The sequence below is a fragment of the Longimicrobium sp. genome (assembly GCF_036399935.1).
Lineage (GTDB): Bacteria > Gemmatimonadota > Gemmatimonadetes > Longimicrobiales > Longimicrobiaceae > Longimicrobium.
Genome location: NZ_DASWMD010000019.1, coordinates 19,134 through 44,229, shown reverse-complemented (window position 1 = coordinate 44,229; position 25,096 = coordinate 19,134). Strand labels below are relative to the sequence as shown.

Below are 25,096 nucleotides of genomic sequence, written 5' to 3'. Positions count from 1 at the left end.
CCCCTCACACCACCCGCAGCTCGGGAACGGGGACGATGAAGCGCCCCCCGCGCCGCCGGTACTCGGCCTGCTGCGCCAGGATCTCGTCGGCGAAGTTCCAGGTGAGCAGCAGCACGTAGTCGGGCTGGGCCTCCAGCAGCGCCTCGGGGGCGTGAATGGGCAGGTGCGTGCCCGGAGTGAAGTGCCCCTGCTTGACCGTGCTGCGGTCGGCCACGAACTCCAGCGTCTCGGCGCCGATCCCGAAGTAGTTCAGCAGCGTGCTTCCCTTGGCCGACGCGCCGTACGCGGCGATGCGCTTGCCCTTCGCGCGCAGCTCCGCGACCAGCCCGCACAGCTCGCGCTTCAGCCGCTCCACGCGGCCCGCGAAGCCCAGGTAGTACTCGGCCGTGTCCACGCCCCACCCCTGCTCCTCGGCCAGCAGTGCGCGGACGGCTTCCGTCGGCTCCGGGGCGCTCTCGGCCGGGGTGGCGAACACCCGCAGCGAGCCGCCATGAATGGCCAGGCGCTCCACGTTCCAGATCACCAGCCCGTGACGCCGGAAGAGCCGGTCCAGGGCGGTGAGCGAAAAGTAGCACAGGTGCTCGTGGTAAATGGTGTCGAACTCCGTGCCCTCCACCATGTCGCGCACGTACGGCACCTCGATGCTCGTGGTGCCGCCCGGCTTCAGCAGCCGGCGGAACCCCGCGACCACCCCGTTCAGGTCGGCCACGTGGGCCAGCACGTTGTTGGCGTGCACCACGTCGGCCGCGTGGCCCTCGGCGGCCAGGCGCTCCGCGACCCCGGCACCGAAGAACTCGCACACCGTGGGGATGCCCTTCTGCACCGCCACCCGCGCGACGTTCGCCGCGGGCTCCACCCCCAGGACGGGGATTCCCGCCTCGCGGTAGAACTGCAGCAGGTACCCGTCGTTGCTGGCCACCTCGGCGGCCAGGCTGCCGGGTCCCAGCCCCCGCTCCCCGACCAGCCGCCGCACCAGATCGCGGGCGTGGCCGACCATGGTGTCGGAGAACGACGAGAAGTAGAAGTACTCGCCGAACAGTTGCTCCGGGGGCACCGTCTCCGTGATCTGCACCAGCGAGCAGGCGGGGCAGAAGACCAGCTCCAGCGGATAGGTGGCCTCGGGCTCGTGCAGCCTTTCCGGGGAGAGAAGCGCGTTGGCGAGGGGCGTGCGGCCCAGCGACAGCACGGGAACCAGACCGCCCGCCCCGCACGAGCGGCAGCCGGAAATGGCCCCGGACGGCATGGCCGAGGGGCCCGCCGACGGCGCGGGCGCCCCCGCGGCGCCGGCGCTCAAGCGCCCTCCCGCAGGAAGTCGGCGTACCAGCGCACGGTGCGCTCCAGCCCCTCGTCGAGCGTGAACAGCGGCTTCCACCCCAGCATCTCGCGGGCCTTGGCGGCCGACAGGTACTGGTGGCGGATCTCGTGCTTCGCCTCGTCGCGGATCTCGGGCTCCAGGTCCGAGCCCATGGCCGCGAGAATGCGCTGCACCAGGTCGCGCACGGGCACCTGGATCTCGTTGCTGAAGTTGAAGGCGTGCCCCGCCAGCGACCCCGGGTCGGCGGCCATCTTCTCGGCCAGCAGCATGTACACGTGCGCGCCGTCCTCCACGTAGAAGTAGTCGCGGATGTACGTGCCGTCCGAGCGGATCACGGGGCGCTGCCCGCGCATCACCGAGCGGATCGTGCCGGGCACCAGCCGGTTCCAGTTCAGGTCGCCGCCGCCGTAGAAGTTGCCGCACCGGGTGATGGTCACGGGCAGGCCGTAGGTGGTCGCGTACGACTGCGCGATCAGGTCTGCGCACGACTTGCTCACGTCGTACGGGTGCCGGCCCACCAGCGGCGTCGACTCGTCGTAGGGCAGCGTCTCGCAGTCGCCGTACGCCTTGTCCGACGACGCGAACACCACCTGCCGCACGGCGGGGCTGCGGCGGCACGCCTCCAGCAGCGCCCAGGTGCCCTGCACGTTGGCCTCGAACGTCGACACCGGGTTGCGGTTGGCGATGCCCACGATGGTCTGCGCCGCCAGGTGGATCACCGTGTCGATCTCGTACTCGCCCAGCGCGCGCTCCAGGGTGGCCTGGTCGCGCACGTCGCCCCGCACGGTGGTCACCCGCGCCAGGGTGCCCGTGCGCACCAGCTCGCTCTGGGGAACCCAGTCGCGCACCAGGCACACCACCTGCGCCCCGGCCTCCACCAGGCGCCGCACCAGCCAGCTTCCCACCAGCCCCGTACCCCCGGTCACGAAGGTCGGGCGGTCCCGCCAGAAATCACTCACTCCAGCTCCTCCAGGGCGCGTTTCCGCCGTCCCACAGCGATTCCAGCAGGCGCTTGTCGCGGATCGTGTCCATGCATTGCCAGAAGTTCTCGTGCCGATAGGCGGCCAGCTGCCCGTCCTCGGCCAGGTGTTCCAGGGCGTGTGCCTCCAGCACGGTGGCGTCGCCCTCCAGGTAGTCGAACACGCCGGGCTCCAGCACCATGAAGCCGCCGTTGATCCACCCCTCGCCGATCTGCGGCTTTTCGGTGAACTCGGCCACCAGGTCGCCGTCGAACACCAGCCCGCCGAAGCGCGCCGGGGGCCGCACGGCCGTAATGGTGGCCAGGCGGCCGCAGCGGCGGTGAAACTCCAGCAGCCGGCGCAGGTCCAGGTCGCACACCCCGTCGCCGTAGGTGAGCATGAAGGTGCCGCCCGGGCGCAGCTGCGGCTCCAGGCGCTTCAGCCGGCCGCCGGTCATGGTGTTCACCCCGGTGTCCTCCAGGTGCACCACCCAGTCCTCGCACTCGCGGTTGCGCGCCTGCACGTTCCCCGTGCGGAAGTCCAGGCTCACGCTCCCGTTCAGGCTGTAGTAGTCCAGGAAGAAGCGCTTGATGACCTCGCCCTTGTAGCCGAGCGCCACGTAGAACTCCTTGAACCCGTGGTGGGCGTACTGCTTCATGATGTGCCACAGGATCGGCCTTCCGCCGATCTCCACCATGGGCTTGGGCTTCACCTCGGTTTCCTCGGCCAGGCGCGTGCCCAGCCCTCCCGCCAGCAGCACGACGTTCACGGGGCGGCGATCTCCTGGGCGAAAGGCTCGGCCTGCACGGCCCGGCGGCAGTCCGTGGTCCAGCGCAGCAGCGGGCGCACCACGCCCGGCATGTGCCCGGCGTAGTCGCCGCGCGGGCCCTGCGGATCCAGGTTGTCCACCACGTGAAAGGCCACGGCGTCCTGCTCGTCCGCGTGCAGCACCACGGGGTCGTGCGTGCTCACCGCCACGCCCACCACCACCTGCCCCTCGGCGAGCAGGTCGCCGGGAATCCAGGCGGTGCTCACGTAGCGGCCGCGGGGCCGGGGGCGGCCGCGCCACTCGGGGTCGGAATCGTGGGCGATGAAGATGAGCGTGCCTTCCTCGTTGTGGAACCCGTAGTTGGGCACCAGCACGTGGCCGTCCTCCAGCACGTCGAACTCCAGTTCCACCCGGCCGCCCGCACGGATGTCCAGCGTTTCGGTGACCTCCCCGGCGCGCGAGCGCACGCGCACCGCGCGCAGGCGCACCACGTCGCCGCCGGGCGCGCGCGACGGGTCGGCCCACTCGCGGGTGGCGGTGGTGCCGAGCCCCGACTGCAGGTAGGTGCCGATCACCGAGCGGGTGGGGCCGTGGGCCAGCACCCCGCCCTGGTCCAGCAGGAGGGCGCGGGGGCACAGCCGGCTGATGGCCGTCATGTCGTGACTGACGAAGAGCACCGTGCGCCCTTCCTGCGTCACGTCCTGCATCTTGCCGAGGCACTTCTTCTGAAAGCTCGCGTCGCCCACCGCCAGCACCTCGTCCACGATCAGGATCTCAGGCTCCAGGTGCGCCGCCACCGCGAAGGCCAGCCGCAGGTACATGCCGCTGGAGTAGCGCTTCACGGGGGTGTCGATGAACTTCTCCACCCCCGAAAAAGCCACGATCTCGTCGAACCGGCCGGCGATGTAGGCGCGGTCCATTCCCAGGATGGAGCCGTTCAGGAACACGTTGTCGCGCCCCGAGAGCTCCGGGTGAAAGCCGGTGCCCACCTCCAGCAGCGACCCGACCCGGCCGTACACCTCGGCCCGGCCGGTGGTGGGCTCGGTAATGCGCGAAAGCACCTTGAGCAGCGTGCTCTTGCCCGCGCCGTTGCGGCCGATGATGCCCAGCGCCTCGCCGTGCCCCACGTCGAACGAGACGTCGCGCAGCGCCCACACCGTTTCCGGCGCCGGCGCGCGGCGGGCCCGCAGCCCGCGGGCGGCCGAGCGCCCCGCGCCCGCCAGCGCCTCGCGCAACGACCCGTGGCGCTCGGCGGCAACGCCGATGCGATAGCTCTTTCCCAGGCCGCTGGCCCGGATGGCGACGCCCGACACGCCGTCGCTCAGGCCACGTCCGCGAAGACCCGCTCGGCCTTCCGGAAGTACAGCGCGCCCGTCAGCAGCAGCACCAGCCCCATGGCGCACGACACCGCGATCACGCCCCAACTCACCGCGCGCGTCTGCAGCAGCGCGGCACGAAAGCCCTCCACCACCCCCACCATGGGGTTCAGCGCGTACAGCATCCGCCAGCGCTCCGGCACCAGGCTGGCAGGGTACAGGATCGGCGACGCGTACATCCACACCTGCAGGAGGAACGGCACCACGTGCTTCACGTCGCGGTACTGGATGTTCAGCGCCGACATCCAGCAGCCCACCCCCGCCGCCGTCAGGATCATGCACAGGAGCAGCAGGGGCACCACGGCCAGGGCGGCCAGCGAGGGCACCATTCCGTACGCCAGCATCACCGCCAGCAGCAGGCCGAACGCCACCGCGAAGTCCATGAGCCCCGCCAGCACGGGGGCCAGGGGAATCACCAGGCGCGGGAAGTACACCTTGGTGATCAGGTTGGTGCTCGACACCAGGCTGTTGCTCGACGAGGTCAGCGCCGAGGCGAAGTACGTCCACGGCACCAGCGCGGTCAGCGCGAACACCGGGTACGGCACCCCGTCCGAAGGCACGCGCGCCAGCAGGCCGAACACCACCGAGAACACCACCGTCGTGAGCGCCGGCTGCAGGATCGCCCACCCCGCGCCCAGCACGGTCTGCGCGTAGCGCACCTTGATGTCGCGCCACACCAGGAACAGGAACAGTCCCCGGTACGCCCACAGCTCGCGAAGGCCCAGGCGCGGAAAGCGGGGCGACGGCTCGATGACGAGCGTCGGCGCCTCCTCACCCCGCGGCGGAGACCCCGCACCCGGCATGGGCAGCACGTGAGAATTCAGCGTCATTCCCCTCCAGAAACCATGGGGCGTCCGCGCCCCGAAACTTCGTCGCCCCCCGGCGGAAACCCAGCTTGTTCCCCGGGCTCCGTTCGGTGGGCAGCCGGTAAAGCTAACGACGCTTCCACGGGCGAACAAGCGCGGGAGCGTTCCGGCCGGCCCGCGTCCATCTCCCCGGCCACCAGTTCCAGCGACTCCCGCCAGCCGGGGAGCGCCACGCCGAAATCGCGCGCCAGGCGGCCGCAGTCCAGCACCGACCAGGCCGGCCGCGCGGCGGGGGTGGGGTACTCGGCCGTGGAGATGGGCGCCACCCGCACGCGGGTGCCCGGGTCCGCCACGGTGTCGCGGATCGCCTCGGCGAAGCCGTGCCAGCTCGTCTGCCCCCCCGCGGCAAGGTGGTACACGCCGCCATGGGTGCCGGAACGGGAGGCGGCCACGATGGCCGCCGTCGCACCCGCGACCATGCGGCTCCACGTGGGCGCACCCACCTGGTCGGCCACCACCCGCACCTCGTCGCGCTCCGCGAACAGGCGCAGCATGGTGCGCAGAAAGTTTCCGCCCCGGGCACCGTACACCCAGGTCGTCCGCAGGATGAGGTGGTCGTCGCCCGCGGCCTGCACCGCGCGCTCGCCGGCCAGCTTGGAGCGCCCATAGACGCTCAGGGGCGCCGGCGCGTCACTTTCGGCGTACGGCGCACCCTTGCTCCCGTCGAACACGTAGTCCGTGGAGTAGTGCACCAGGAACGCCCCGACGCGGCGGGCCTCTTCGGCAAGCACGCCGGGCGCGTGGGCGTTGGCCGCGAACGCCGCCTCGGGCTCCGCCTCGGCGCGGTCCACCGCCGTGTAGGCGGCCGCGTTCACGATCCACCGGGGGCGGACGGCGCGCACGGCGGCGCGCAGTGCCTCGGGCGACGCCAGATCCGCCTCCGCGCGTCCCAGCGCGGCCACGCGGCCCAGCGGGGCGAGCGCGCGCTCCAGCTCCCAGCCCACCTGCCCGTTGCGCCCGAGCAGCAGGATCCCGGCGGCGCTCACGGCGCCTCGCCGAAGAGCGCCTCGGGCGGCAGGTCGCGCAGGCGCGGCGCGGCGGCGTCCTTGGGCGCAAGCAGGGGCGGTGCCGCCACCGGCCACCGGATGCCCACGTCGGGGTCGTCCCAGCGAAGGGTGCGCTCCGCCTCGGGCGTGTACGGCGCCGTGCACTTGTACGAGAACAGGGCGGTGTCGCTCGTCACCACGAACCCGTGCGCGAACCCCATCGGCACCCACAGCTGCCGGCCGTTCTCCGACGAGAGCTCCACCCCCAGCCATTGGCCGAAAGTGAGCGAACCCCTGCGCAGGTCCACGGCTACGTCGAACACGGCGCCCCAGGGCACGCTCACCAGCTTGCCCTGCGGGGCGGGGTTCTGAAAGTGCATTCCACGCAGCACGCCGCGGCGAGAGCACGACACGTTGTCCTGCACGAAGGGACCGGCGATCCCCGCCTCGGCGTAGCGCGCTTCGCTCCAGCTTTCGGCGAACCAGCCGCGCTGGTCGCGGAACACCTTCGGCTCGATCAGCAGCACCCCGGCAAGGACGGTGGGGCGCACGATCATCGCGGCACGGTCCCGTCCACCAGCGAGCGCAGGTACTGCCCGTACCCCGACTTGCCCAGCGGCTCGGCAAGCCGCAGCACGTCCTGGTCGGAAATCCATCCCCACGCGTGCGCGATCTCCTCGGGACAGGCGATCTTGAGCCCCTGCCGCTCCTCGACGGTCTGAATGAAGTTTGCCGCCTGGGCCAGCGACTGGTGCGTTCCGGTATCCAGCCACGCCATCCCCCGGCCCAGGATCTCCACCTCCAGGGCGCGCCGCTCCAGGTACCAGCGGTTCACGTCGGTGATCTCCAGTTCGCCCCGCGAAGAAGGGCGAAGACCGGCGGCCACCTCGAGCACCCGGTTGTCGTAGAAGTACAGCCCCGTGACGGCATAGTGCGAACGCGGTCGCGCGGGCTTCTCCTCGATACCCACGGCGCGGCCGCCGGCGTCGAACTCCACCACGCCGTAGCGCTCCGGGTCACCTACGTAGTAGCCGAACACCGTGGCGCCCTCGGCGCGGCCGGCGGCGCGCTGCAGCGACTCGCTCAAGCCGTGGCCGTAGAAGATGTTGTCGCCCAGCACCAGGCACACCCCGCCGGCGCCCACGAACTCCCGGCCGATGATGAACGCCTGCGCCAGCCCCTCGGGCGCGGGCTGCTCGGCGTACGCCAGCGACATCCCCCATTGCGACCCGTCGCCCAACAGGCGGCGGAAGAGCGGCAGATCGTGCGGGGTGGAGATGAGCAGCACCTCGCGGATCCCCGCCAGCATGAGCGTGGTGAGGGGATAGTACACCATCGGCTTGTCGTACACGGGGAGCAGCTGCTTGCTCACCGCGTGGGTGATGGGGTACAGCCTCGTTCCGCTGCCTCCGGCCAGGATGATGCCCTTCACGCGGCCGCCCCGGCGCCCAGGCGCTCCAGCCGGTACGCCCCCGAGAGCACGCGCTCGCACCACCCGGGATTTTCCAGGTACCACTCCACCGTCCGCCGCAGCCCCGTTTCGAAGGTTTCCCGCGGCCGCCATCCAAGCTCCCGGGCAATTCGCGATGCGTCGATCGCGTACCGCAGGTCGTGCCCGGGGCGGTCCTCGACGAAGCGGATCAGTCCCTCACGCGGGCCGGTGCCCGGATCGGGGCGCAGCTCGTCCAGGATACGGCAGACGGAACGCACCACGTCGATGTTGCGGCGCTCGCTCGCTCCGCCGACGACGTAGGTTTCGCCCACCGAGCCCCGCGCCAGCACCGCCAGGAGCGCCTCGACGTGGTCGTCCACGAACAGCCAGTCGCGCACGTTCTCGCCGCGTCCGTACACCGGGAGGGGCCTGCCCTCCAGGGCGGACAGCACCATCAGGGGAATGAGCTTCTCGGGAAACTGGTACGGCCCGTAGTTGTTGGAGCAGTTCGTGACCAGCGTCGGCAGCCCGTACGTGTGATGCCAGGCACGCACCAGGTGGTCCGATCCCGCCTTGCTCGCCGAGTACGGCGAGTTGGGGCTGTACGGCGTCGCCTCGTCGAAGAAGCCCTCCGCGCCCAAGGACCCGAAAACCTCGTCGGTCGACACGTGCAGGAATCGGAAGCGCGCCCTGTCGGCATCGTCCAGCGAGAGCCAGTGGCGCCGGGCCTCCTCCAGAAGCGTGAAGGTACCCAGCACGTTCGTGCGGACGAACTCTCCCGGGCCGTCGATGGAGCGGTCGACGTGCGATTCGGCCGCGAGGTGCATCACGGCCAGGGGACGGTGCTCGCGGAACACGGCACGCAGCCCGGCCGCGTCGCAGATGTCGACGGCCTCGAACACGTGGTTGGAATCCGCGGCGATGGACGCGAGGGAGTCCAGGTTTCCCGCGTACGTCAGCTTGTCGACGTTGACCACCCGCGTCCCGAGGTCGCCGACCAGCGTGCGCACGAGCGCGGAGCCGATGAAGCCGGCGCCGCCGGTGACCAGGATGGGGCCCGCGATCGGGGAGGAACACGAGGAGCGCTCCACGGGGCTCCGCTCAATCACCATGCGCCAGTTCCCCACCCCGGCGCCCGCCCAGCTTCAGGTCGCGCCGGAACTGCGACCACGCCGCGAAGAACCCCGCGTTGCCGGGGTTCATCCGCGCCCGGCGCAGCAGCTCGGACCCCAGCACCAGGCCCATCCCCAGCACCAGGCCGAACAGCGCGCCGAACATCGCGGTCTGCACCGGCGACCCGGCCCGGCCCGCCGGCCGCGCATCGTCCAGCACCGTAAGCACGGGCAGGTTGTTGTTCGCGTCCAGCTGCGCGTCGGTGAGCGCCGCCGCGAGCGATTGGTACAGCTGCTGGTCCTGCGCGAACTCGGCTTCCAGCCGGGCCGAAGCGAGTCTCAGCTCGCCACCCTGGCCCAGCGGCACGAAGGCCGGCCCGGCGCCCTGCGAAACGCGGCGAAGCTGGCCGCGCAGGGCCTCCAGGTCGGCGATGGCGGCCTGCAGCTGCGGATGCCCGGCCACCAGCGTGCGCCGCAGCTCGGCCACCCGGCGCTCGGCGTCGAGCACGCGCCCGTGAAGCCCCGCGGCCGCGTCCAGCGTGCGCCGCGCCTGGTCGTCGACGTTGGGCGCCGACCGGTTGCGCTGGAACGCGAGCAGCTGCTGCTCCGACTGCACCAGCCGCTCGCGGGCCAGGTCCAGCTGTGTCCGCAGCAGGCTCTGCCGGCGCACGGCGCCGTCCGCGCTCAGCCGCGCCATGGCGGCGTTGACCAGCTCCGGGTAGGTGTTCGCCAGGCGCTGCGCCAGCTCGGGGCTGGGGGCGCGCACCTGGATGGTCACCGAGCCCTCCGTGCTCCGCAGCACCCGCGTGCGCTCGGCCATGGTCTCGCGCACCTCGGCCTCGGTGCCGTACCGCGGCGCCAGCCGGCCCACCATGGAGTCGGCCAGCGTCTGGCTGCCGAGCACCACTCCCACCAGGCGGTCCGTGGGGCTCGCCGCTGCCCCGCCCACCAGGGAGGCTACCCCGGCAGGCAGGCCGGCCAACGCCAGGCCGGACTGCGACTGCGATCCGGAAAACGGCACCATCGTCGTGCTCGTCACGAACCACGGGCGCCGGAACACGGCCCAGCCCGCGGTCGCGGCGGTGACCAGCACCGCCACGACCAGCACCGTCTTCCACCGTAGCAGTACCGCCCCGGCAAGGGCCAGGGCCGTGTTCCCCCCGTACCCGTTGCCGGCGCTCATGGAGACTCCTCGTCGGCGGGGGAGAGGACCGCCCGCAGCGCCAGGTACGAGAAGATCAGGCCCGAGATGGTGCCGGCCACCGCCTGCGCGGTCTGCAGCGTCCGCAGCGGATCGCGGGGCCGGCGGAAGGGCACCACGATCTGGTCGCCCGCCTCTACCCGCGAAACGTCGCGGGCGTCGGCGCGAACGCCGGCGCGGGCGCGCAGCACCGTCACCTCGCCCCGGTCCGCGCGGCGGCTGTACCCGCCCGCGAGGCGCACGTAGTCGCGCACCGAAAGCCCCGGGGCGTGCTGCACGATTCCCGGCTGCGCCACCGCGCCCAGCACGGTGACCCCCGTGCGCCTGCGCGGCACCGAGAGCACGTCGTTGGCCTCCAGGGTGCGGTCCAGCGCGTCCTCGCCGCCCGCGAAGAGCTGCTGGAAGTCCAGCACCACCACCGTGGGGTCGGCCAGCGCGCGCGTCTGCAGCAGCCGGCGCTGATCGTCGCTCAGGAGCTCGGGCGGAACGCGCTCCAGCGCCGTTTCCGCCACCACCTGGGCGCTGTCGGCCGAGCGCCGCAGGGTGGCTTCCACCAGCGACGCCTCGCCGGTGAACCCGCCCGCCATGGCCACGAGGTCACGGACGGTGGTGGTGTCGGGGCGGATGGGGTACGTGCCGGGGCGCAGCACCTCGCCGCTGATGGTGGCCGTGCGCGTGCGCCGGAAGTGCGCCACCGTGACCACATACAGCGCGTCGCCGGGGCGCAGGGCAAAGCCGCGGCCCACCGCGCCCACCGCCTCCGCGCGGGAGAACGCGTGGAACTCGCGCTGCTGCGCGCCCACGAAGCGGGTCAGGCGCAGGGTGTCGGCCGCGTTGGCGGGAAAGCCACCCGGCCCGTTCACCACCTCCAGGAACTCGGCCAGGGTTTCGCCCGGCCGGTGCTCGTACGCCCCCGGAAAGTGCACCCGCCCGTGGATGGACACGGTCTCGTTCACGGCGGGCACCATCACCACGTCGCCCTCCAGCAGCGCGGGGTTGGCCGCCAGCTCGCCCATCTGGCGAAAGCGCGCCAGGTCGGCCAGCACCGAGTCGCCCGCGGCGCGGCGCACCACCACGTTGCGGCGCGCCACGCCGGCGGCGGCCTCGGCGGGAACGAACTCGCTGACCCGCGTGGCGGGGTTGGCGATGCGGAAGCCCGCGTCGGGGACGTCGCCCACCACGAACACCTTGAAGCTCCGCGCCCGCAACAGCGCCAGGGCCACCGACACGCCCTGGTAGTTGCGGGCCACCAGGTCGCGAACGCGCGCCTGCGCCTGGTCCAGGTTCAGCTCCTGCACGCGCAGCAGGCCCAGGTCGGGAACCACCACGGCCCCGTCGGGAGTCACCGGGAGCTCGTGCACCCGGTTCACGTTGCCGGTCAGGGAAAGAATCAGCACGTCGCCCGGGCCCACCCGGTACTCGGCGCGGCTCACGGGCGCGGTCAGCACCAGCGGGTCGCCGACCGGGTACACCGGGGGGGCCTGCGTGGCCGCGCGGGGCCGCGGCTGCGAGTCGGGCTGGGCCTGTGCGGCGCGGGAGCCGGGCTCCTGCGCCGCACCGGGGACGGCGAACGCCGCGGCCATGAACGCCGCGGCCGCCAGTCGCCTGCAATGGAATCGAATATCCTTCACGTCAAACCACGATCGTTGATGGGTGGGCGCGGCGGCCCGCCCGCCTGCCGCCGCTACGCGCGCGCGAGCGTGCGGGCGCCCGCGTCCTGGCCCTGCTCCACCATCCGCCGGAAGTGCGGAATGGTGCGGCGCAGCCCCTCTTCCAGCTCCACCCGCGGCTCCCATCCCAGGACCGCGCGGGCGATGGTGATGTCGGGCTGGCGGACCTTGGGGTCGTCCTCGGGGAGCGGCAGCCAGTCCAGCGGCGAGGAGCCTTCCGTCTGGGCCAGCACCCGCTCGGCCAGCTCGCGGACGGTGAACTCGTTGGGGTTGCCGATGTTGGTCGGCTCCACCCGGTCGGAGTGGAACAGGCGGTAGATCCCATCCACCAGGTCGTCCACGTAGGTAAACGACCGAGTCTGCGATCCGTCACCATAAATGGAGATGGGATCGCCCCGCAGCGCCTGCACGATGAAGTTCGAGACCACCCGCCCGTCGCCGGGCCTCATCCGCGGGCCGTACGTGTTGAAGATGCGCACGATGCGCGTCTGCATCCCGTGGTAGCGGTGGTACGCCATGGTCATGGCCTCGGCGAAGCGCTTGGCCTCGTCGTACACGCCCCGCGGGCCCACCGGGTTCACGTGGCCCCAGTAGCTTTCCGGCTGGGGATGCACCTGGGGATCACCGTACACCTCGCTGGTGGACGCGAGCAGGAAGCGGGCGCCCTTGGCCTTGGCCAGCCCCAGCGCCTTGTGGGTGCCCAGCGACCCCACCTTGAGGGTGGGGATGGGCTGCTCCAGGTAGTCCACCGGGCTGGCGGGCGAGGCGAAGTGGAGCACCCCGTCCAGCGCACCCTCGACGTAGATGTAGTTGGTGACGTCGTGCTGGATGAACCGGAAGTCCGGCCGCCCCATCAGGTGCGCCACGTTGTCGGGATGGCCGGTGATGAAGTTGTCCATCCCGACCACCTCGTAGCCCTCGGCCAGGAACCGGTCGCACAGGTGCGAGCCCAGGAACCCCGCGGCCCCGGTGATGAGAACGCGCATGCGCCTCAGGCTCCCGCGGCCGCCAGGGAGCGCCCCGGTTCGGCGGCGGCCAGCGCGACGCGGCCCACCGACACGTACTCGAAGCCCATGTCCCGCATGCGCTCCGGGTCCCACAGGTTGCGCCCGTCGAAGACCACCGGCTCACCCAGGAGCGCCTGCACCCGCGCGAAGTCGGGGTTGCGGTAGGGGGCCCACTCCGTCAGCACCAGCAGCGCGTCGGCGCCCTCCAGGCAGTCGTAGTTGTGCTCGAACAGGGCCAGCCCGCGGGTTTCCAGCAGGTCGGCGAAGTAGCGCTGGGCCTCGTGCTCCGCTTCGGGGTCGTGGGCCAGCACCCGCGCGCCGCGCTCCACCAGGCCGCGAACCACCGTGAGGGAGGGGGCCTCGCGCATGTCGTCGGTTTCGGGCTTGAACGAAAGCCCCCACACCGCGAAGGTGCGCCCCGCCAGGTCCTCGCCGTACCGCTCCACCACGCGCTGCAGCAGCAGCCGCTTCTGCGCCTCGTTCACCTTCTCCACCCCGTCCAGGATCGAGGCGTCGACCCCCGATTCGCGAAGGGTGTGCACCAGCGCCTTGACGTCCTTGGGAAAGCAGCTGCCGCCGTACCCGATCCCCGCGAACAGGAACCCGGGCCCGATGCGCTCGTCGGTGCCGATGCCCTGCCGCACGTGCGACACGTCGGCGCCCACGGCCTCGCACAGCCCCGCGATCATGTTCATGAACGAGATGCGCGTGGCCAGCATGGCGTTGGCCGCGTACTTGGTGATCTCGGCGCTGGCGATGTCCATGAACAGGATGGGATTGCCGGTGCGCACGAACGGCGAGTACAGCTCGCCCAGCTTTTCGCGGGCGTACTCCGAGTCCACCCCCACCACCACGCGGTCGGGCTTCATGAAGTCCAGGACCGCCGCGCCCTCCTTGAGGAACTCGGGGTTGGAGCACACGTGCACGCGCCGGCCGGTGTGGCGGCCGATGGCCGCGCGCACCTTGGCGGCCGTCCCCACCGGAACCGTGCTCTTGGTGATGACGATCTTCTCGGGGCCGTCGTCGGGCATGTTGCGCCCGATGGTGTCGGCCACGGCCAGCACGTGCTGCAGGTCGGCCGAGCCGTCCTCGCCCGGAGGGGTGCCCACCGCGATGAAGACGATCTCGGCGCCCGCCACGGCGGGTGCCACCTCGGTGGTGAACGAGATGCGCCCCTCGCGCAGGTTGCGCTCCACCAGCGGCTCCAGGCCGGGCTCGTAGATGGGGATCTCGCCGGCGTTCAGGCGGCCGATCTTGCCCGCGTCCACGTCGGCACACACCACGTCGTTGCCGGTTTCGGCGAGGCACACCCCCACCACCAGCCCCACATACCCCGTCCCGACCACTGTGATACGCACGAAGAGCGTCTCCTCGGAAGATTTTCAGGTACGCCGCCCCGCTGCACGGACGCGGCCGGCCGGCGAGGACGCCGGCCGGCCGCGTCGGGCGCGGCGAAGCGGATCAGCCTACGACGGCCAGCCCCGCCAGGGCGTGCAGCGCGGCCGGCGGCGGAGTGGCCACGCCCGACAGCCCCACCACGCGGGCGGCACCGGGGTGCCGCCTCATCACTCCGCGGGTGTCCACCACCAGGCGCGCGTGCTCCGCCACCCGCGCGTAGTCCACGGTGGTGTGGTCCGTCACCACCACCACCACGTCGGCCGCGGCCAGCCGCTCCTCGGTGAGCACCTGGCTCGCCATGGGCAGCCCCTTCAGCGGGGTGTGGCCGTCGTCGTGGATGGCCTCGCAGAACGGGTCGTGGAAGCTGACCCGCGCCCCCTTGTCCTGCAGCAGCCGCATGATGTCGAGCGCCGGGCTTTCGCGCAGGTCGTCGATGTTCTTCTTGTACGCCACGCCGAGCACCAGCACGTCGCTGCCGCGCACCGCCTTGCTCTCGTCGTTCAGCGCGTCGGCCACCTTGCCCACCACGAACGCGGGCATCTCGCCGTTGATCTCGCTGGCCAGCTCGATCATCCGCGTCCGGAACTCCAGCGTGCGCATCTTCCACGACAGGTAGTGCGGGTCCAGCGGAATGCAGTGCCCGCCCAGCCCCGGGCCCGGCGTGAACTTCATGAAGCCGAACGGCTTGGTGGCCGCCGCCTCGATCACGTCCCAGACGTCCACCCGCAGCTTCTCGCACGCCTGCGCCAGCTCGTTGGCCAGCGCGATGTTGATCATGCGGAAGGTGTTCTCGTACACCTTCACCAGCTCGGCGGCCTCGGCGCTTTCCACCGGCACCAGCGTGTCGAACACCCGCCCGTACAGCGCCTCGCCCGCCTGCAGGCACCCGGCCGTGATGCCGCCGATCACCTTGGGCGTGTTGCGCGTGTGCCACACCGGGTTGCCGGGATCCACCCGCTCGGGGCTGAAGCAGACGAAGAAGTCCTCGCCCGCCTTGAGCCCGCCCTCCTCCAGGATGGGCAGCACCACGTCACGGGTGGTGCCCGGAAAGGTGGTGCTTTCCAGGATCACCAGCTGCCCCGGCCGCAGCGTGCGGGCGATGCCCTCCGACGCATTGACCACGAACGACAGGTCCGGGTCCTTGATCTTGTTCAGCGGCGTGGGCACGCAGATGCAGACGGCGTCGCACTCGGCCAGCCGCGAAAAGTCGGTCGTGGCCGAAAGCAGCCCCTCGCCCACGAACGCGCCCAGCACCTCGCTGGAAACGTCCTGCACGTGGCTGCGCCCGCCGAGCACGCCCTCCACCACCCGCTCGGAGATGTCGAAGCCCAGCGCGCGGAATCCACTGCGCGCCACCTCCACCGCCAGCGGCAACCCCACGTATCCCAACCCGATGATCCCGACCACCGCGTCGCGCGACTCGGTGCGGGAAAGCAAATCGTCCAGCCTGGCGCTCATGGGTACCACCCTTCGGTCAAACGCGGTCCCGGCGCGTCGCAGGCGCGAGAGAAACGCGCCTCCGTGCGTACCGTAAACCTATAAGATATTGCTACATGGCCGTGCGGCGCAAGCCGCCGCCCGGCTACCGCGCGGCCGCCGCGGCTTCCAGCCCGCGTTCGCGCAGCGGCGCCACGCACTCGGGAACCAGCGCGCAGATGCCCAGCAGGCAGTCTTCGGCGCTCCCTACCTCGACGGCGGCGCCCAGCCTGTCCAGCCCGGGCATCAGCGTGTCGGGGGCGGGCTCGTTCGACTGCACGATGCGGATCTTGGCCAGCGCCGTGGGAATGGTGGCCTCGTGCTCCGACATCAGCTCCTCGTGAAGCTTTTCGCCGGGGCGAAGCCCGGTGAACACGATGGGAACGTCGCGGTACGGCTCCAGCCCCGAAAGCCGGATCAGGTTTTCGGCCAGCTCGACGATGCGCACCGGCTCGCCCATGTCGAGCATGCAGATGCGCCCCGCCGCCTCGGGGATCGCCGAGGCCTGAAGCACCAGCTGCACGGCCTCGGGGATGGTCATGAAGTACCGCGTGACGTCGGGGTGCGTCACCGTCAGGGGCTGCCCCGCGTCCATCAGGCGGCGGAACAGGGGAAGCACGCTTCCGTCGGAGCCCAGCACGTTCCCGAAGCGCACGGCGCGGAAGTCGGTGCCGGCGCGGCGCAGCGAGGGCCAGCCGAGCACCACCTGCTCGGCCACGCGCTTGGTGGCGCCCATGACGCTGGAAGGGTGCACCGCCTTGTCGGTGGAGATCAGCACGAACTTGGCGGCGCCGAAGCGGGCGGCCATCTGCGCCACGCACAGGGTGCCCAGCGTGTTGTTCCGCACCGCCTCGACGGCGTTGTCCTCCATCAGCGGCACGTGCTTGTAGGCGGCCGCGTGGAACACGCAGTCCGGGCGGTGCTCGGCGAACACCGATTCCATCCGCCCCTCGTTGGTGATGTCGGCCACCACGGGAACGATGTCCATGCGCGGATGCGCGCGGACGAGCTCCAGCATGGCGAAGTACAGCGGCGACTCGGCCTGGTCCAGCACCACGAGCCGGCGCGGCTCCATGGCCGCCACCTGGCGCGCCAGCTCCGAGCCGATGGAGCCGGCCCCGCCGGTCACCAGCACCACCCGCCCCTCCAGGTCCTCCCGCACGCCGTCCAGCTCCAGGGCCACGGTGTCGCGCCCCAGCAGGTCCTCGATCTGCACCGGCCGCAGCTCGCCCAGCCGCGCGCGGCCGTCCAGCAGCTCGCGCATGGAAGGCACGATCTGGAAGTCCACGTCGGCGTCCATGCAGGGCTGCACGATGCGCCGCATCTCGTCGCGGGTGGCCGACGGGATGGCGATCACCACCCGTTCGATCCCCCGGTCGCGGATGAGCTGCGGAATCTCGGCCGTGGTCCCGATCACCGGCACCCCGTGCATGCGCATGCGCATCTTCCCCGGGTCGTCGTCCACCAGCCCCACCGGGTAGATCTGGTCGGACTCGTCGCGGTGGAAGTGGCGCAGCAGGCGCTCGGCCGCGTTGCCCGCCCCCACGATCAGGGTGCGCTTGCCGCGCTGGGCCCGCCAGGGGATGAAGTGCCGCTCGCGCACGGCCCTGACCAGGAAGCGGACGCCGCCGAACACCAGCAGGGCCAGCACCCAGTCAAGCACCAGCACCGAACGCGGAAAGCCCGCCAGCTGGTCGGTTAGGAACAGCAGGCCGAGCAGCAGGGCCGAGCTCGTCGTCACCGCGCGCACCAGGTCGATCAGGTCGCGCATGCCCACGTGGCGCCACCACCCCTGGAACAGGCCGAACGCCAGGAACGAGGCGAGCCGCGCGCCCACCAGGTACGGGAGCGTCGCCCAGAAGATGGGCTCGACCGCGTCGGGAACGTGAAGGTCGAAGCGCAGTCCGAAGGCGAACCGGTACGCCAGGGGAATCAGGAGAAGGTGCAGGCCGACGATGAGCGGCCTGCGAAACCGCACGAGGACGTAGGGAAGCATAGGATCGCGAACATGAGTAGAACACGCGGGCGCACGGCGACTGCCGCGGCGCGCTGGCCGGGGCGTATCGGTGCTCCGCGCACGGAGTGCACGAATTACGCCCGGGCCGAAGCCCGGGACGGAACGCCGCTTGGCGCCGTCACGTGCCTGACGGGCGAAGCCCCCGGACGGTCACACCGGCGGCCGTCCGCTCCAAGAACGTTTCAGGGCGTCAGATCCGTACACCCGCGCCCCGCCCGGCACGGGACCGGGCGAATTGGCGGGCGTAGTAGCTCACCACCCGGTCGGCGCCGGCGCGCCGGATGCACGTCAGCGCCTCCTCGTGGGCGCGCGGCCCGTCGATCCACCCGCGCTGGGCCGCGGCCTCGATCATGGCGTACTCGCCCGAAACGTGGTAGCCGAAAACCGGGTAGCCGGTCTCGGCCTTCACCCGGTGGATGACGTCCAGGTACGCCAGCGCGGGCTTCACCATCAGCATGTCGGCACCCTCGGCCACGTCCAGGCGCGCCTCGCGCACCGCCTCCAGGGCGTTGGCCGGGTCCATCTGCGCCGAGCGGCGGTCGCCGCTCGAGGGCGCGCTTTCGGCCGCCTCGCGAAAGGGGCCGTAGAACGCCGACGCGTACTTGGCGGTGTACGACAGGATGGCCGTGCCGGCGAACCCGCCCGCGTCGAGCGCGCCGCGCAGGGCGGCCACGCGCCCGTCCATCATGTCCGACGGGGCCACCACGTCGGCACCCGCGGCCGCGTGGGTGAGCGCCACCCGCTGCAGGAGCGGAAGGGTGGCGTCGTTGTCGACGTCGCCGTCCCGGAGCACGCCGCAGTGGCCGTGGCTGGTGTACTCGCACAGGCACACGTCGGTGATCACCAGCAGGTCGGGAAGCTCGCGCTTCAGCAGCCGCACGGCGCGCTGCACGACGCCGTCGTCGGCGTACCCCTCGCTCCCGCAGTCGTCCTTGTGTTCGGGGATCCCGAACAGCAGCACGCCCCCCAGACCCAGCGACAGCGCCTCTTCGGCGTCCCTGAGCAGCTCGTCGGGCGAGGTCTGCTCCACCCCCGGCATGGACGACACCGGGCGGCGCACGCCCGCGCCGTGCACCGCGAACAGGGGCAGCACCAGGTCGCCCGGCGAAACCGAGGTTTCGCGGCTGGCGGCGCGAAGCGCCTCGGTGCGCCGCAGGCGGCGGGGGCGATAGGCCGGATGGCTGGGCATCGGTACTTCTTTCACTCGTGGATGAACGCGGATGCCCCCAGGTGGAACCACTGTTCGCGCCACCCGTCGCCCTGGTCGCGGTACCCCCCGGCGCGCAGGTCCACGCGGCCCAGCCGCAGCGCCGCGTCCAGGGCGGCCCCGGTGCTTCGCCCCGCGCGCTGGGGCGCGAACAGGTTGGCCCCGCCTCGCCGCACCAGGTCGGCCCCGGACCGCTCGCGCCTGAATCCGCGGCCCTCCACGCGCAGCCGCGCGTCGAAGAGCTCGGCGTGCGCGTAGCCCAGCGCCTCCCGCCCCTGCCCTCCCATGGGGTGCCCCAGCGGGCGCGAAAGGCGGGCCCAGCCGCCGCGCTGGCTGGCGTTGAAGTACCACGGACCGTGGCCGCAGCAGGCCTCGGGGAAGCGCGTGTACTCGGCGCCCAGCGCCAGCTGCGGAAGCGCGGGCAGGGCCGGAAGGAACACCCCCGCCACCACGCCGGGCATCTCGTCGAAGGCCCCGGCGCCGTCGTCGGCGCCCACCTCGGCGTACACCGTGGCGGGAAGCACCGCGTCGGTGGGAAGGCGCCAGCGCGCGTCGAACGAGGCGATCTGGTTCTCGAAGTCGCCGTGCCGGATGACGCCCGCCAGCATGCGCACCACGCGGAACGCGGTGACCGGTTCCGCCGCGGTGCCGAAGATGGACGACCGGTTGGCCGCCAGCGTCAGGCGCGGGTGCGGCTGCACGGCCAGGCGCGCGCCCCACAGCCACGCCTGCTCCGGGTGGCGCCCGGGATCGCGCGTGGGACCGGTGAACAGGTGCATGCTCACGGGGCCCGCGTGCCGGAGAAACCCGGGAAGCCGCACGGGCCTCGCCGTCTGCGCCTGTACGCGGAGCAGCGGGTCGCCCGGAAACAGCACGACGGCCCCGCCGACACCCGGGCCGAAGCCCACTTCGCGGCTGCCCACGGAGAACGAGAACGCGCCCACGCCCGCCAGGGCCTCCCAGCGGGGCAGGGCCAGGCCCCGCCGGTCCGCGCGGGCTTCGGCCCACAGGGCGAACGCGCCCGCCCCCATCCCCGCCTCCGCCCGAAGCCGGGGAGTGTGAAGGTCGGGCACCGGGCGGGGGTCCTGGCGGTCCTGCGCATACCCGATCGTGGGAGACAGCCGCCCCTCGCGCCCCAGGTACTCGGCGTGCACGGCGGCGCCCGGCCGGTATGCGGCGCCGCGCGGCGCGGCGTATTCGGGAAACTCTTCGGCGAAGCGGGCGAGCCACCCCGCGGCCAGGCGGCGCTGCGCGCCGGCGGGTGCGGCGTGCGCGGCCTGCTCCAGGGCGTCGGCCACCGCGTGCCGCGGGACCGCTGCCTGGGCGGGCAGGTAGTCCCGCGCCCATCCCAGCGCCTCGGCGCGCCGCGCGGCGCGCACGGCCCAGTGGCCGGCGGCCACGAGGGGAGACGACCCCGTGTGCCGGCCCGCCCCGGAAACCGCGGCGCCACTGTCCGCCGCCGCGAGCACGGCTGAAGGCGCGGGCGGACGGGCCGAGTCCGCGGCGGTCCCCTGCCCCGCGGCCGGCGCGGCGAACAGGGCGGCGGCGAGCAGCGCGGCGCCGCGGACCCGGGCTCCGCGCCGGAAAACGCCGGATGGAACGACGAACCCTGCCTTCATGCAGTCCCGCTCTGGTTCCCCAGCCGCTCGCGAATCGCCGCGAGCAGGCCCGGGATGGTGTATTCCGCCGCCTCGATGTCCACCTGCAGCCCCGCTTCCCGCGCCGCCGCCGAGGTCACCGGCCCGATGGACGCCACCAGCGCCCCGCCGGTGCCGGCACCCACCAGCTGGACGAAGCTCCTGACGGTGGACGCGGCCGTGAACGTCACGGCATCCACCTCGCCCCGCTCCAGCATCCGCCTGACGGCGTCAGCCCCCGCGCCGTCCTGCACCGTCCGGTACGCCTCCACCTCCACCACGTCGGCCCCCGCGGCGCGCAGCCGGTCGGGAACCGCGGCGCGGGCCAGGTCGGCGCGGGGCAGAAGGATGCGCAGGCCGACGACGGGGCCGGCGGCCAGCAGCGCCTCGGCCGCCGCCTCGCCCACGAACTCGCCGGGGACCAGGTCCGCGCGCACGCCCCGCTCCTTCAGCGCCGCGGCCGTTGCCGGGCCGATGGCGCACACCCTGACGCCGGCCAGGCTGCGGGCGTCACCCCCACCCTCATCCAGCGCGGCCCAGAAGTGCTGGACGCCGTTGGCGCTGGTGAAGACGATCCAGTGGAACGACCCCGCCCCGGCGGCGGCGCGGCGCAGCGGCTCCGGGTCCGCGGGCGGAACGATGCGGACGGTGGGGAACTGCACCGTCTCCGCCCCCAGCGCCTCCAGCGCGGCCGCGAACTCGCTGGCCTGCGCCCGGGCGCGGGTGACCACGATGCGCTTTCCCGACAGCGGGCGGCGGTCCCACCACGCAAGTTGCTCCCGAAGGGACGCCACCTCGCCCACGACGATCAGCGACGGGGCGCCGATCCCCGCCTCCCGGGCGACGTCCGGCAGCGTCGCCAGCGTGCCCGTGACGGTGCGCTGGCGCGGGTAGGTTCCCCACTCGATGGCCGCGGCGGGGGTGTCCGGCGCCCGTCCGGCCTCCACCAGGCGGCGGAAGTTTTCCGCCATCCGCCCCACGCCCATGTAGAAGACAACGGTCCCCACGCCGCGGGCCAGGTGGGCCCAGTCCACGTCGGTGTCGGCCTTGGTGGGGTCTTCGTGCCCGGTGACGAACGCCACGCTGGCGGCCATCCCCCGCTGGGTGACCGGGATTCCCGCGTATGCCGGCGCGGCGATCCCCGCCGTGACGCCGGGAACCACCTCGAACGGAACGCCGGCCCGGGCCAGGATCAGCGCCTCTTCCCCGCCCCGCCCGAAGACGAACGGGTCGCCGCCCTTCAGCCGCACCACGCAGCGGTGCTCGCGGGCCAGCTCCACCAGGACGTCGTTGATCTCGTCCTGCGTACGGCTGTGCTCGCCTCCCCGCTTGCCCACGTAGATGCGGCGGGGGGCGGTGGCGCGCTCCAGGATGGCGGGGCTGACCAGGGCGTCGTACACCAGCACGTCGGCGCGGGCGATCAGCTCGGCGGCGCGCAGCGTCAGCAGGCCGGGGTCGCCCGGCCCGGCGCCGACGAGATAGACGGTACCCGTCACGCCACCGCCGCCGCGCCAAGGGCCTGGACGTGCGACTCCAGCAGCTCCGCCAGCGTGTCGCGAAAGGCGATCTCCGGCGCCCAGCCCAGCGCCCGCAGCCGCGTGCCGCTCCCGCAGAGCAGCGGCACGTCCACGGGGCGTACGCGCTCCGGGTCCACCTCCAGCCGGGCGCCCGTGCCCGACAGGTCGATCAGCTGCTCGACGGCGTCGCTCATGGCCACCGCGTGGCCGGAGCAGACGTTGTAGGCCTGGCCGGCCTCGCCCTCGTTCATCAGCCGCACGTACGCCCGGGCCACGTCGCGCACGTCGAGCAGGTCGCGGCGCGCCGACAGGTTGCCCACCCGCAGCACGGGCTGGCCGCGCCCCTCGCGGATCTCCGCGAGCTGGCGGGCGAAGCTGGCCAGGGCGAAGCGCTCGTCCTGCCCCGGGCCCGTGTGGTTGAACGAGCGGGCCACCACCACGGGGCCGCGCGCCTGCAGCGCCGCCATCTCGGCGGCCGCCTTGCTGGCCGCGTACGGGTTGCACGGCCGCAGCGGCCGGTCCTCCTCGATGGGCTGCTCCTCGTCGGGGACCACGCCGTACACCTCGGCCGAGCTCACCACCAGCAGGCGCGCGTCGGCCGGCAGCGCCCGGGCCAGGCGCAGGGTGCCGGTGGCGTTCACGTCCCAGGTGCCCAGCGGGTCGCTGAACGAGCCGGCGACGGAGGCCTGCCCGGCAAGGTGGTACACCTGCTCGGGCGCGGCGCGCCGGACGGCGGCCTCGACGCTTTCGGCGGAGGTCACGTCCAGGGGGATCCACTCCACGTCGGCACGATCGGCGGGCGACGGGTGGCCCTCCTGCCGGGTGGCCACCACGGCGTGCCCGTCCGCCAGCAGCGCGCGCACCAGCCAGGTGCCCACGAACCCCGCCGCGCCGGTTACCAGGACCCGCACGCGATCAGCCGGTGGACGCGGCGCCGCGATGGCGCTCCAGGTCGGCGTCCACCATCATGGTCACCAGCGCCTCGAAGCCCACCTCGGGCTCCCATCCCAGTTCGCGCTTCGCCTTGGACGGATCGCCCACCAGCAGGTCCACCTCGGCCGGGCGCATGAAGCGGGGGTCCAGCGACACGTGCTCGCGCCAGTCCAGCCCCACCGCGCCGAAGGCCAGCTCCACCAGGCGCTGCACGGTGTGCGTCTCGCCCGTGGCCACCACGTAGTCGTCGGGCTGGTCGGGCTGAAGCATCAGGTGCATGGCCCGCACGTAGTCGCCGGCGAAGCCCCAGTCGCGCTGCGCGTCCAGGTTGCCCAGGCGGAGCTCGGTGGCCAGCCCCAGCTTGATGCGCGCGGCCCCGTCCGTCACCTTGCGGGTGACGAACTCCAGCCCGCGGCGGGGCGACTCGTGGTTGAACAGGATGCCGCTGACGGCGTACATGCCGTAGCTTTCGCGGTAGTTCACCGTGGCCCAGTGACCGTACACCTTGGCCACGCCGTACGGCGAGCGCGGGTAGAAGTGCGTGTTCTCGTCCTGCGGCACCGCCTGCACCTTGCCGAACATCTCCGACGACGACGCCTGGTAGAAGCGGATGCGGCGCTCGCGGTCGAAGATGCGGATGGCCTCCAGCATGCGCGTGACGCCCAGCCCCGTGACGTCGCCGGTCAGCACGGGCTGCGTCCACGAGGTCTGCACGAACGACTGCGCGGCCAGGTTGTACACCTCGTCGGGGCGGCTTTCCTCCAGGGCGTAGAACAGCGAGTTCTGGTCGGTCAGGTCGCCCGACAGCATCTCCAGGCGGTCCTGGATGTGCTGGATGCGTTCGAAGGTGACCGTGGAACTGCGGCGCACCAGCCCGTAAACCTTGTATCCCTTCTCCAGCAGCAGCTCGGCGAGGTAGCTTCCGTCCTGGCCGGTGATGCCGGTGATCAGCGCTGTCTTCATGTCCCATGGGTGGCGAATGAGTCCGCGTGCCCGCGCGGCCAGAGTCGGCGGGCAGCCCGGAAAGCTACATCCGGGCGCCATCCGAGTCAACGTAAGCGGACGGCGGGCACGGGTTGACCAAACACCCCGGGTGCCCTATCTTTCCCGGCTTCGCACTGTTTGGAACCAAGGTACGGCTACAGGAGACTTCCGATGGCTTTTTGCGCCGTCTGCGGAAAGGGCCCGCGCAGCGGGAACAACGTCAGCCACGCGAACAACAAGACCAAGCGTGTGTGGCGTCCCAACCTCCAGCCTGCCCGGATCGTGACCGACAACGGCACGCACAAGCGTGTCCGCGTCTGCACGAGCTGCATCTCGGCTGGCAAGATCCGCAAGGCGGGCTGAGGGCTTTCGGCAGGCCACACCGCAGGACGCAGTACCAGGACGGCCGCGCATCTTTTGGGTGCGCGGCCGTCCTGCTTTCCTACCGGGTCAGGTTTCCCATGCGCCGCCCGCGGCTCGCGCGCAGCTTTGCGGTGCGCCGGGGCACCAGGGCCGCGGCGCACCCATGACCCTGGTGCGGCACACCCGACCATGAACCTCTCGAAGATCCCGGCCGTGTTCGCGGCCCTGCTCGTTTCCTTTGCCGCGGCCTGCGGCGAAACCCCGTCCGGCCCCGGCGAAAACCCCGCCGCGGGCGAAGTACGCTTCACCTACACCAGCGCCAACAGCACCCTCGCGGGCACCTTCCAGGCGAAGGGCGCGCCCCTTCCCACGGGCGGCGTGGACCACCAGTGGGCGGCGGGCACGCGGAGCGAAGATCCCGGCCAGGTGCTGGCGTTCGGCATCGTCCCGCGTTCCGGCGGCGCGTACGACCAGGTGTCCGTCTACTTCCCCGCCTCGGGCGTGGGCACGTATTCGGCGGGCGCCGCGTGCGAGGGCGACCACTGCGCGGGCGTAACGTTCAGCGTGGGAACGTCCACGGGAGGGATGCCCACGTGGGTGTGCGTCTCGGTGGCGGGGAACGTGGAGGTGACGTCGAGCGCGGCCGATCGCGTACGCGGGAAGTTCTCGGGGACGCTGCACTGCTACAGCCCGGCGGCACCCGGCCAGCAGCCCGTGCTGGAGATGACCAGCGGCACCTTCGACATCGCGCTGGTCGAGTTGCCGGAGTAGGGGCCCTCACCCGGCCGCGCTGACACGCGTGCCCCCCTCTCCCACAAACAGCGTGGGAGAGGGGTACAAACCAGACGCTGACGCGTCCAAGTCCTTGCTG

General features: G+C 72.1%; 22 protein-coding genes. 2 read left to right on the top strand and 20 right to left on the bottom strand.

Annotated features, from left to right (window positions below):
* Window positions 1-4: 4 nt before the first annotated feature.
* The 20 genes from VGB24_RS07060 to gmd all read right to left on the bottom strand — a co-directional run bounded on the left by VGB24_RS07060 (window position 5) and on the right by gmd (window position 23,841).
* Window positions 5-1,243: a class I SAM-dependent methyltransferase gene (locus VGB24_RS07060; protein WP_349263900.1), complete on the bottom strand. Its 1,239-nt coding sequence runs from the start codon at window positions 1,241-1,243 to the stop codon at window positions 5-7.
* Between the two features lie 47 nt (window positions 1,244-1,290).
* Entirely contained in the window at window positions 1,291-2,274 is a 984-nt protein-coding gene (locus tag VGB24_RS07055; protein WP_331072235.1) for a GDP-mannose 4,6-dehydratase, read from the bottom strand.
* Window positions 2,267-3,043 carry a glucose-1-phosphate cytidylyltransferase gene (gene rfbF / locus VGB24_RS07050; protein ID WP_331072234.1) on the bottom strand — a complete coding sequence of 259 codons (777 nt, stop codon included), beginning with the start codon at window positions 3,041-3,043 and terminating at the stop codon, window positions 2,267-2,269. Before rfbF ends, VGB24_RS07055 begins: the two co-directional genes overlap by 8 nt.
* The gene (locus tag VGB24_RS07045; protein WP_331072233.1) at window positions 3,040-4,356 is read right to left on the bottom strand and encodes an ABC transporter ATP-binding protein; all 1,317 of its coding nucleotides are present in this window, start codon (window positions 4,354-4,356) and stop codon (window positions 3,040-3,042) included. The genes rfbF and VGB24_RS07045 overlap by 4 nt, the downstream gene beginning before the upstream one ends.
* A gap of 8 nt (window positions 4,357-4,364) precedes the next feature.
* The gene (locus tag VGB24_RS07040) at window positions 4,365-5,249 is read right to left on the bottom strand and encodes an ABC transporter permease (RefSeq protein ID WP_331072232.1); all 885 of its coding nucleotides are present in this window, start codon (window positions 5,247-5,249) and stop codon (window positions 4,365-4,367) included.
* Window positions 5,246-6,271, bottom strand: a complete 1,026-nt coding sequence (gene rfbD, locus VGB24_RS07035) for a dTDP-4-dehydrorhamnose reductase (protein ID WP_331072231.1) — start codon at window positions 6,269-6,271, stop codon at window positions 5,246-5,248. The genes VGB24_RS07040 and rfbD overlap by 4 nt, the downstream gene beginning before the upstream one ends.
* Window positions 6,268-6,828, bottom strand: coding sequence for a dTDP-4-dehydrorhamnose 3,5-epimerase (rfbC, locus tag VGB24_RS07030; RefSeq protein ID WP_331072230.1), 561 nt, complete (start codon window positions 6,826-6,828; stop codon window positions 6,268-6,270). The genes rfbD and rfbC overlap by 4 nt, the downstream gene beginning before the upstream one ends.
* A complete protein-coding gene (rfbA, locus tag VGB24_RS07025) occupies window positions 6,825-7,703 on the bottom strand; it encodes a glucose-1-phosphate thymidylyltransferase RfbA (protein ID WP_331072229.1) in 879 nt (292 codons plus the stop codon). The genes rfbC and rfbA overlap by 4 nt, the downstream gene beginning before the upstream one ends.
* A complete protein-coding gene (rfbB, locus tag VGB24_RS07020; RefSeq protein ID WP_331072228.1) occupies window positions 7,700-8,815 on the bottom strand; it encodes a dTDP-glucose 4,6-dehydratase in 1,116 nt (371 codons plus the stop codon). Before rfbB ends, rfbA begins: the two co-directional genes overlap by 4 nt.
* Window positions 8,805-9,998, bottom strand: coding sequence for a hypothetical protein (locus VGB24_RS07015; RefSeq protein ID WP_331072227.1), 1,194 nt, complete (start codon window positions 9,996-9,998; stop codon window positions 8,805-8,807). Before VGB24_RS07015 ends, rfbB begins: the two co-directional genes overlap by 11 nt.
* On the bottom strand, window positions 9,995-11,647 hold the full coding sequence (locus VGB24_RS07010; protein WP_331072226.1) for a polysaccharide biosynthesis/export family protein: 1,653 nt from the start codon (window positions 11,645-11,647) through the stop codon (window positions 9,995-9,997). Before VGB24_RS07010 ends, VGB24_RS07015 begins: the two co-directional genes overlap by 4 nt.
* 53 nt (window positions 11,648-11,700) lie before the next feature.
* Window positions 11,701-12,672, bottom strand: coding sequence for a UDP-glucuronic acid decarboxylase family protein (locus VGB24_RS07005; protein ID WP_331072225.1), 972 nt, complete (start codon window positions 12,670-12,672; stop codon window positions 11,701-11,703).
* A gap of 5 nt (window positions 12,673-12,677) precedes the next feature.
* The gene (locus VGB24_RS07000; RefSeq protein WP_331072224.1) at window positions 12,678-14,051 is read right to left on the bottom strand and encodes a UDP-glucose/GDP-mannose dehydrogenase family protein; all 1,374 of its coding nucleotides are present in this window, start codon (window positions 14,049-14,051) and stop codon (window positions 12,678-12,680) included.
* A gap of 103 nt (window positions 14,052-14,154) precedes the next feature.
* Window positions 14,155-15,549, bottom strand: coding sequence for a nucleotide sugar dehydrogenase (locus VGB24_RS06995; protein ID WP_331072223.1), 1,395 nt, complete (start codon window positions 15,547-15,549; stop codon window positions 14,155-14,157).
* Between the two features lie 124 nt (window positions 15,550-15,673).
* Entirely contained in the window at window positions 15,674-17,563 is a 1,890-nt protein-coding gene (locus VGB24_RS06990) for a nucleoside-diphosphate sugar epimerase/dehydratase (RefSeq protein ID WP_331072222.1), read from the bottom strand.
* 211 nt (window positions 17,564-17,774) lie between these two features.
* Entirely contained in the window at window positions 17,775-18,773 is a 999-nt protein-coding gene (gene hemB, locus VGB24_RS06985) for a porphobilinogen synthase (RefSeq protein ID WP_331072221.1), read from the bottom strand.
* 11 nt (window positions 18,774-18,784) lie between these two features.
* On the bottom strand, window positions 18,785-20,410 hold the full coding sequence (locus tag VGB24_RS06980) for a capsule assembly Wzi family protein (protein WP_331072220.1): 1,626 nt from the start codon (window positions 20,408-20,410) through the stop codon (window positions 18,785-18,787).
* Window positions 20,407-21,924: a uroporphyrinogen-III C-methyltransferase gene (gene cobA, locus VGB24_RS06975; RefSeq protein ID WP_331072219.1), complete on the bottom strand. Its 1,518-nt coding sequence runs from the start codon at window positions 21,922-21,924 to the stop codon at window positions 20,407-20,409. The genes VGB24_RS06980 and cobA overlap by 4 nt, the downstream gene beginning before the upstream one ends.
* A complete protein-coding gene (locus VGB24_RS06970) occupies window positions 21,921-22,856 on the bottom strand; it encodes a GDP-mannose 4,6-dehydratase (protein ID WP_331072218.1) in 936 nt (311 codons plus the stop codon). Before VGB24_RS06970 ends, cobA begins: the two co-directional genes overlap by 4 nt.
* Window positions 22,857-22,860: 4 nt before the next feature.
* Window positions 22,861-23,841, bottom strand: coding sequence for a GDP-mannose 4,6-dehydratase (gene gmd / locus VGB24_RS06965; protein WP_331072217.1), 981 nt, complete (start codon window positions 23,839-23,841; stop codon window positions 22,861-22,863).
* 192 nt (window positions 23,842-24,033) lie between these two features.
* Here gmd and rpmB point away from each other — a divergent pair, with 192 nt between their 5' ends.
* Window positions 24,034-24,225, top strand: a complete 192-nt coding sequence (rpmB, locus tag VGB24_RS06960; RefSeq protein ID WP_170030881.1) for a 50S ribosomal protein L28 — start codon at window positions 24,034-24,036, stop codon at window positions 24,223-24,225.
* 189 nt (window positions 24,226-24,414) lie between these two features.
* Window positions 24,415-24,996 carry a hypothetical protein gene (locus VGB24_RS06955; protein WP_331072216.1) on the top strand — a complete coding sequence of 194 codons (582 nt, stop codon included), beginning with the start codon at window positions 24,415-24,417 and terminating at the stop codon, window positions 24,994-24,996.
* Window positions 24,997-25,096: the final 100 nt, after the last annotated feature.

Bases quoted from the DNA above. Each gene is read 5' to 3' on its own strand.
- VGB24_RS07040 (WP_331072232.1), bottom strand. From the start codon at position 5,249: ATGACGCTGAATTCTCACGTGCTGCCCATGCCGGGTGCGGGGTCTCCG.
- rfbC (WP_331072230.1), bottom strand. From the start codon at position 6,828: ATGATCGTGCGCCCCACCGTCCTTGCCGGGGTGCTGCTGATCGAGCCG.
- VGB24_RS06995 (WP_331072223.1), bottom strand. From the start codon at position 15,549: ATGAGCGCCAGGCTGGACGATTTGCTTTCCCGCACCGAGTCGCGCGAC.
- rfbB (WP_331072228.1), bottom strand. From the start codon at position 8,815: ATGGTGATTGAGCGGAGCCCCGTGGAGCGCTCCTCGTGTTCCTCCCCG.
- VGB24_RS06955 (WP_331072216.1), top strand. From the start codon at position 24,415: ATGAACCTCTCGAAGATCCCGGCCGTGTTCGCGGCCCTGCTCGTTTCC.
- VGB24_RS07005 (WP_331072225.1), bottom strand. From the start codon at position 12,672: ATGCGCGTTCTCATCACCGGGGCCGCGGGGTTCCTGGGCTCGCACCTG.
- VGB24_RS06990 (WP_331072222.1), bottom strand. From the start codon at position 17,563: ATGCTTCCCTACGTCCTCGTGCGGTTTCGCAGGCCGCTCATCGTCGGC.
- VGB24_RS07015 (WP_331072227.1), bottom strand. From the start codon at position 9,998: ATGAGCGCCGGCAACGGGTACGGGGGGAACACGGCCCTGGCCCTTGCC.
- VGB24_RS07060 (WP_349263900.1), bottom strand. From the start codon at position 1,243: ATGCCGTCCGGGGCCATTTCCGGCTGCCGCTCGTGCGGGGCGGGCGGT.
- hemB (WP_331072221.1), bottom strand. From the start codon at position 18,773: ATGCCCAGCCATCCGGCCTATCGCCCCCGCCGCCTGCGGCGCACCGAG.
- gmd (WP_331072217.1), bottom strand. From the start codon at position 23,841: ATGAAGACAGCGCTGATCACCGGCATCACCGGCCAGGACGGAAGCTAC.
- rpmB (WP_170030881.1), top strand. From the start codon at position 24,034: ATGGCTTTTTGCGCCGTCTGCGGAAAGGGCCCGCGCAGCGGGAACAAC.
- VGB24_RS06980 (WP_331072220.1), bottom strand. From the start codon at position 20,410: ATGAAGGCAGGGTTCGTCGTTCCATCCGGCGTTTTCCGGCGCGGAGCC.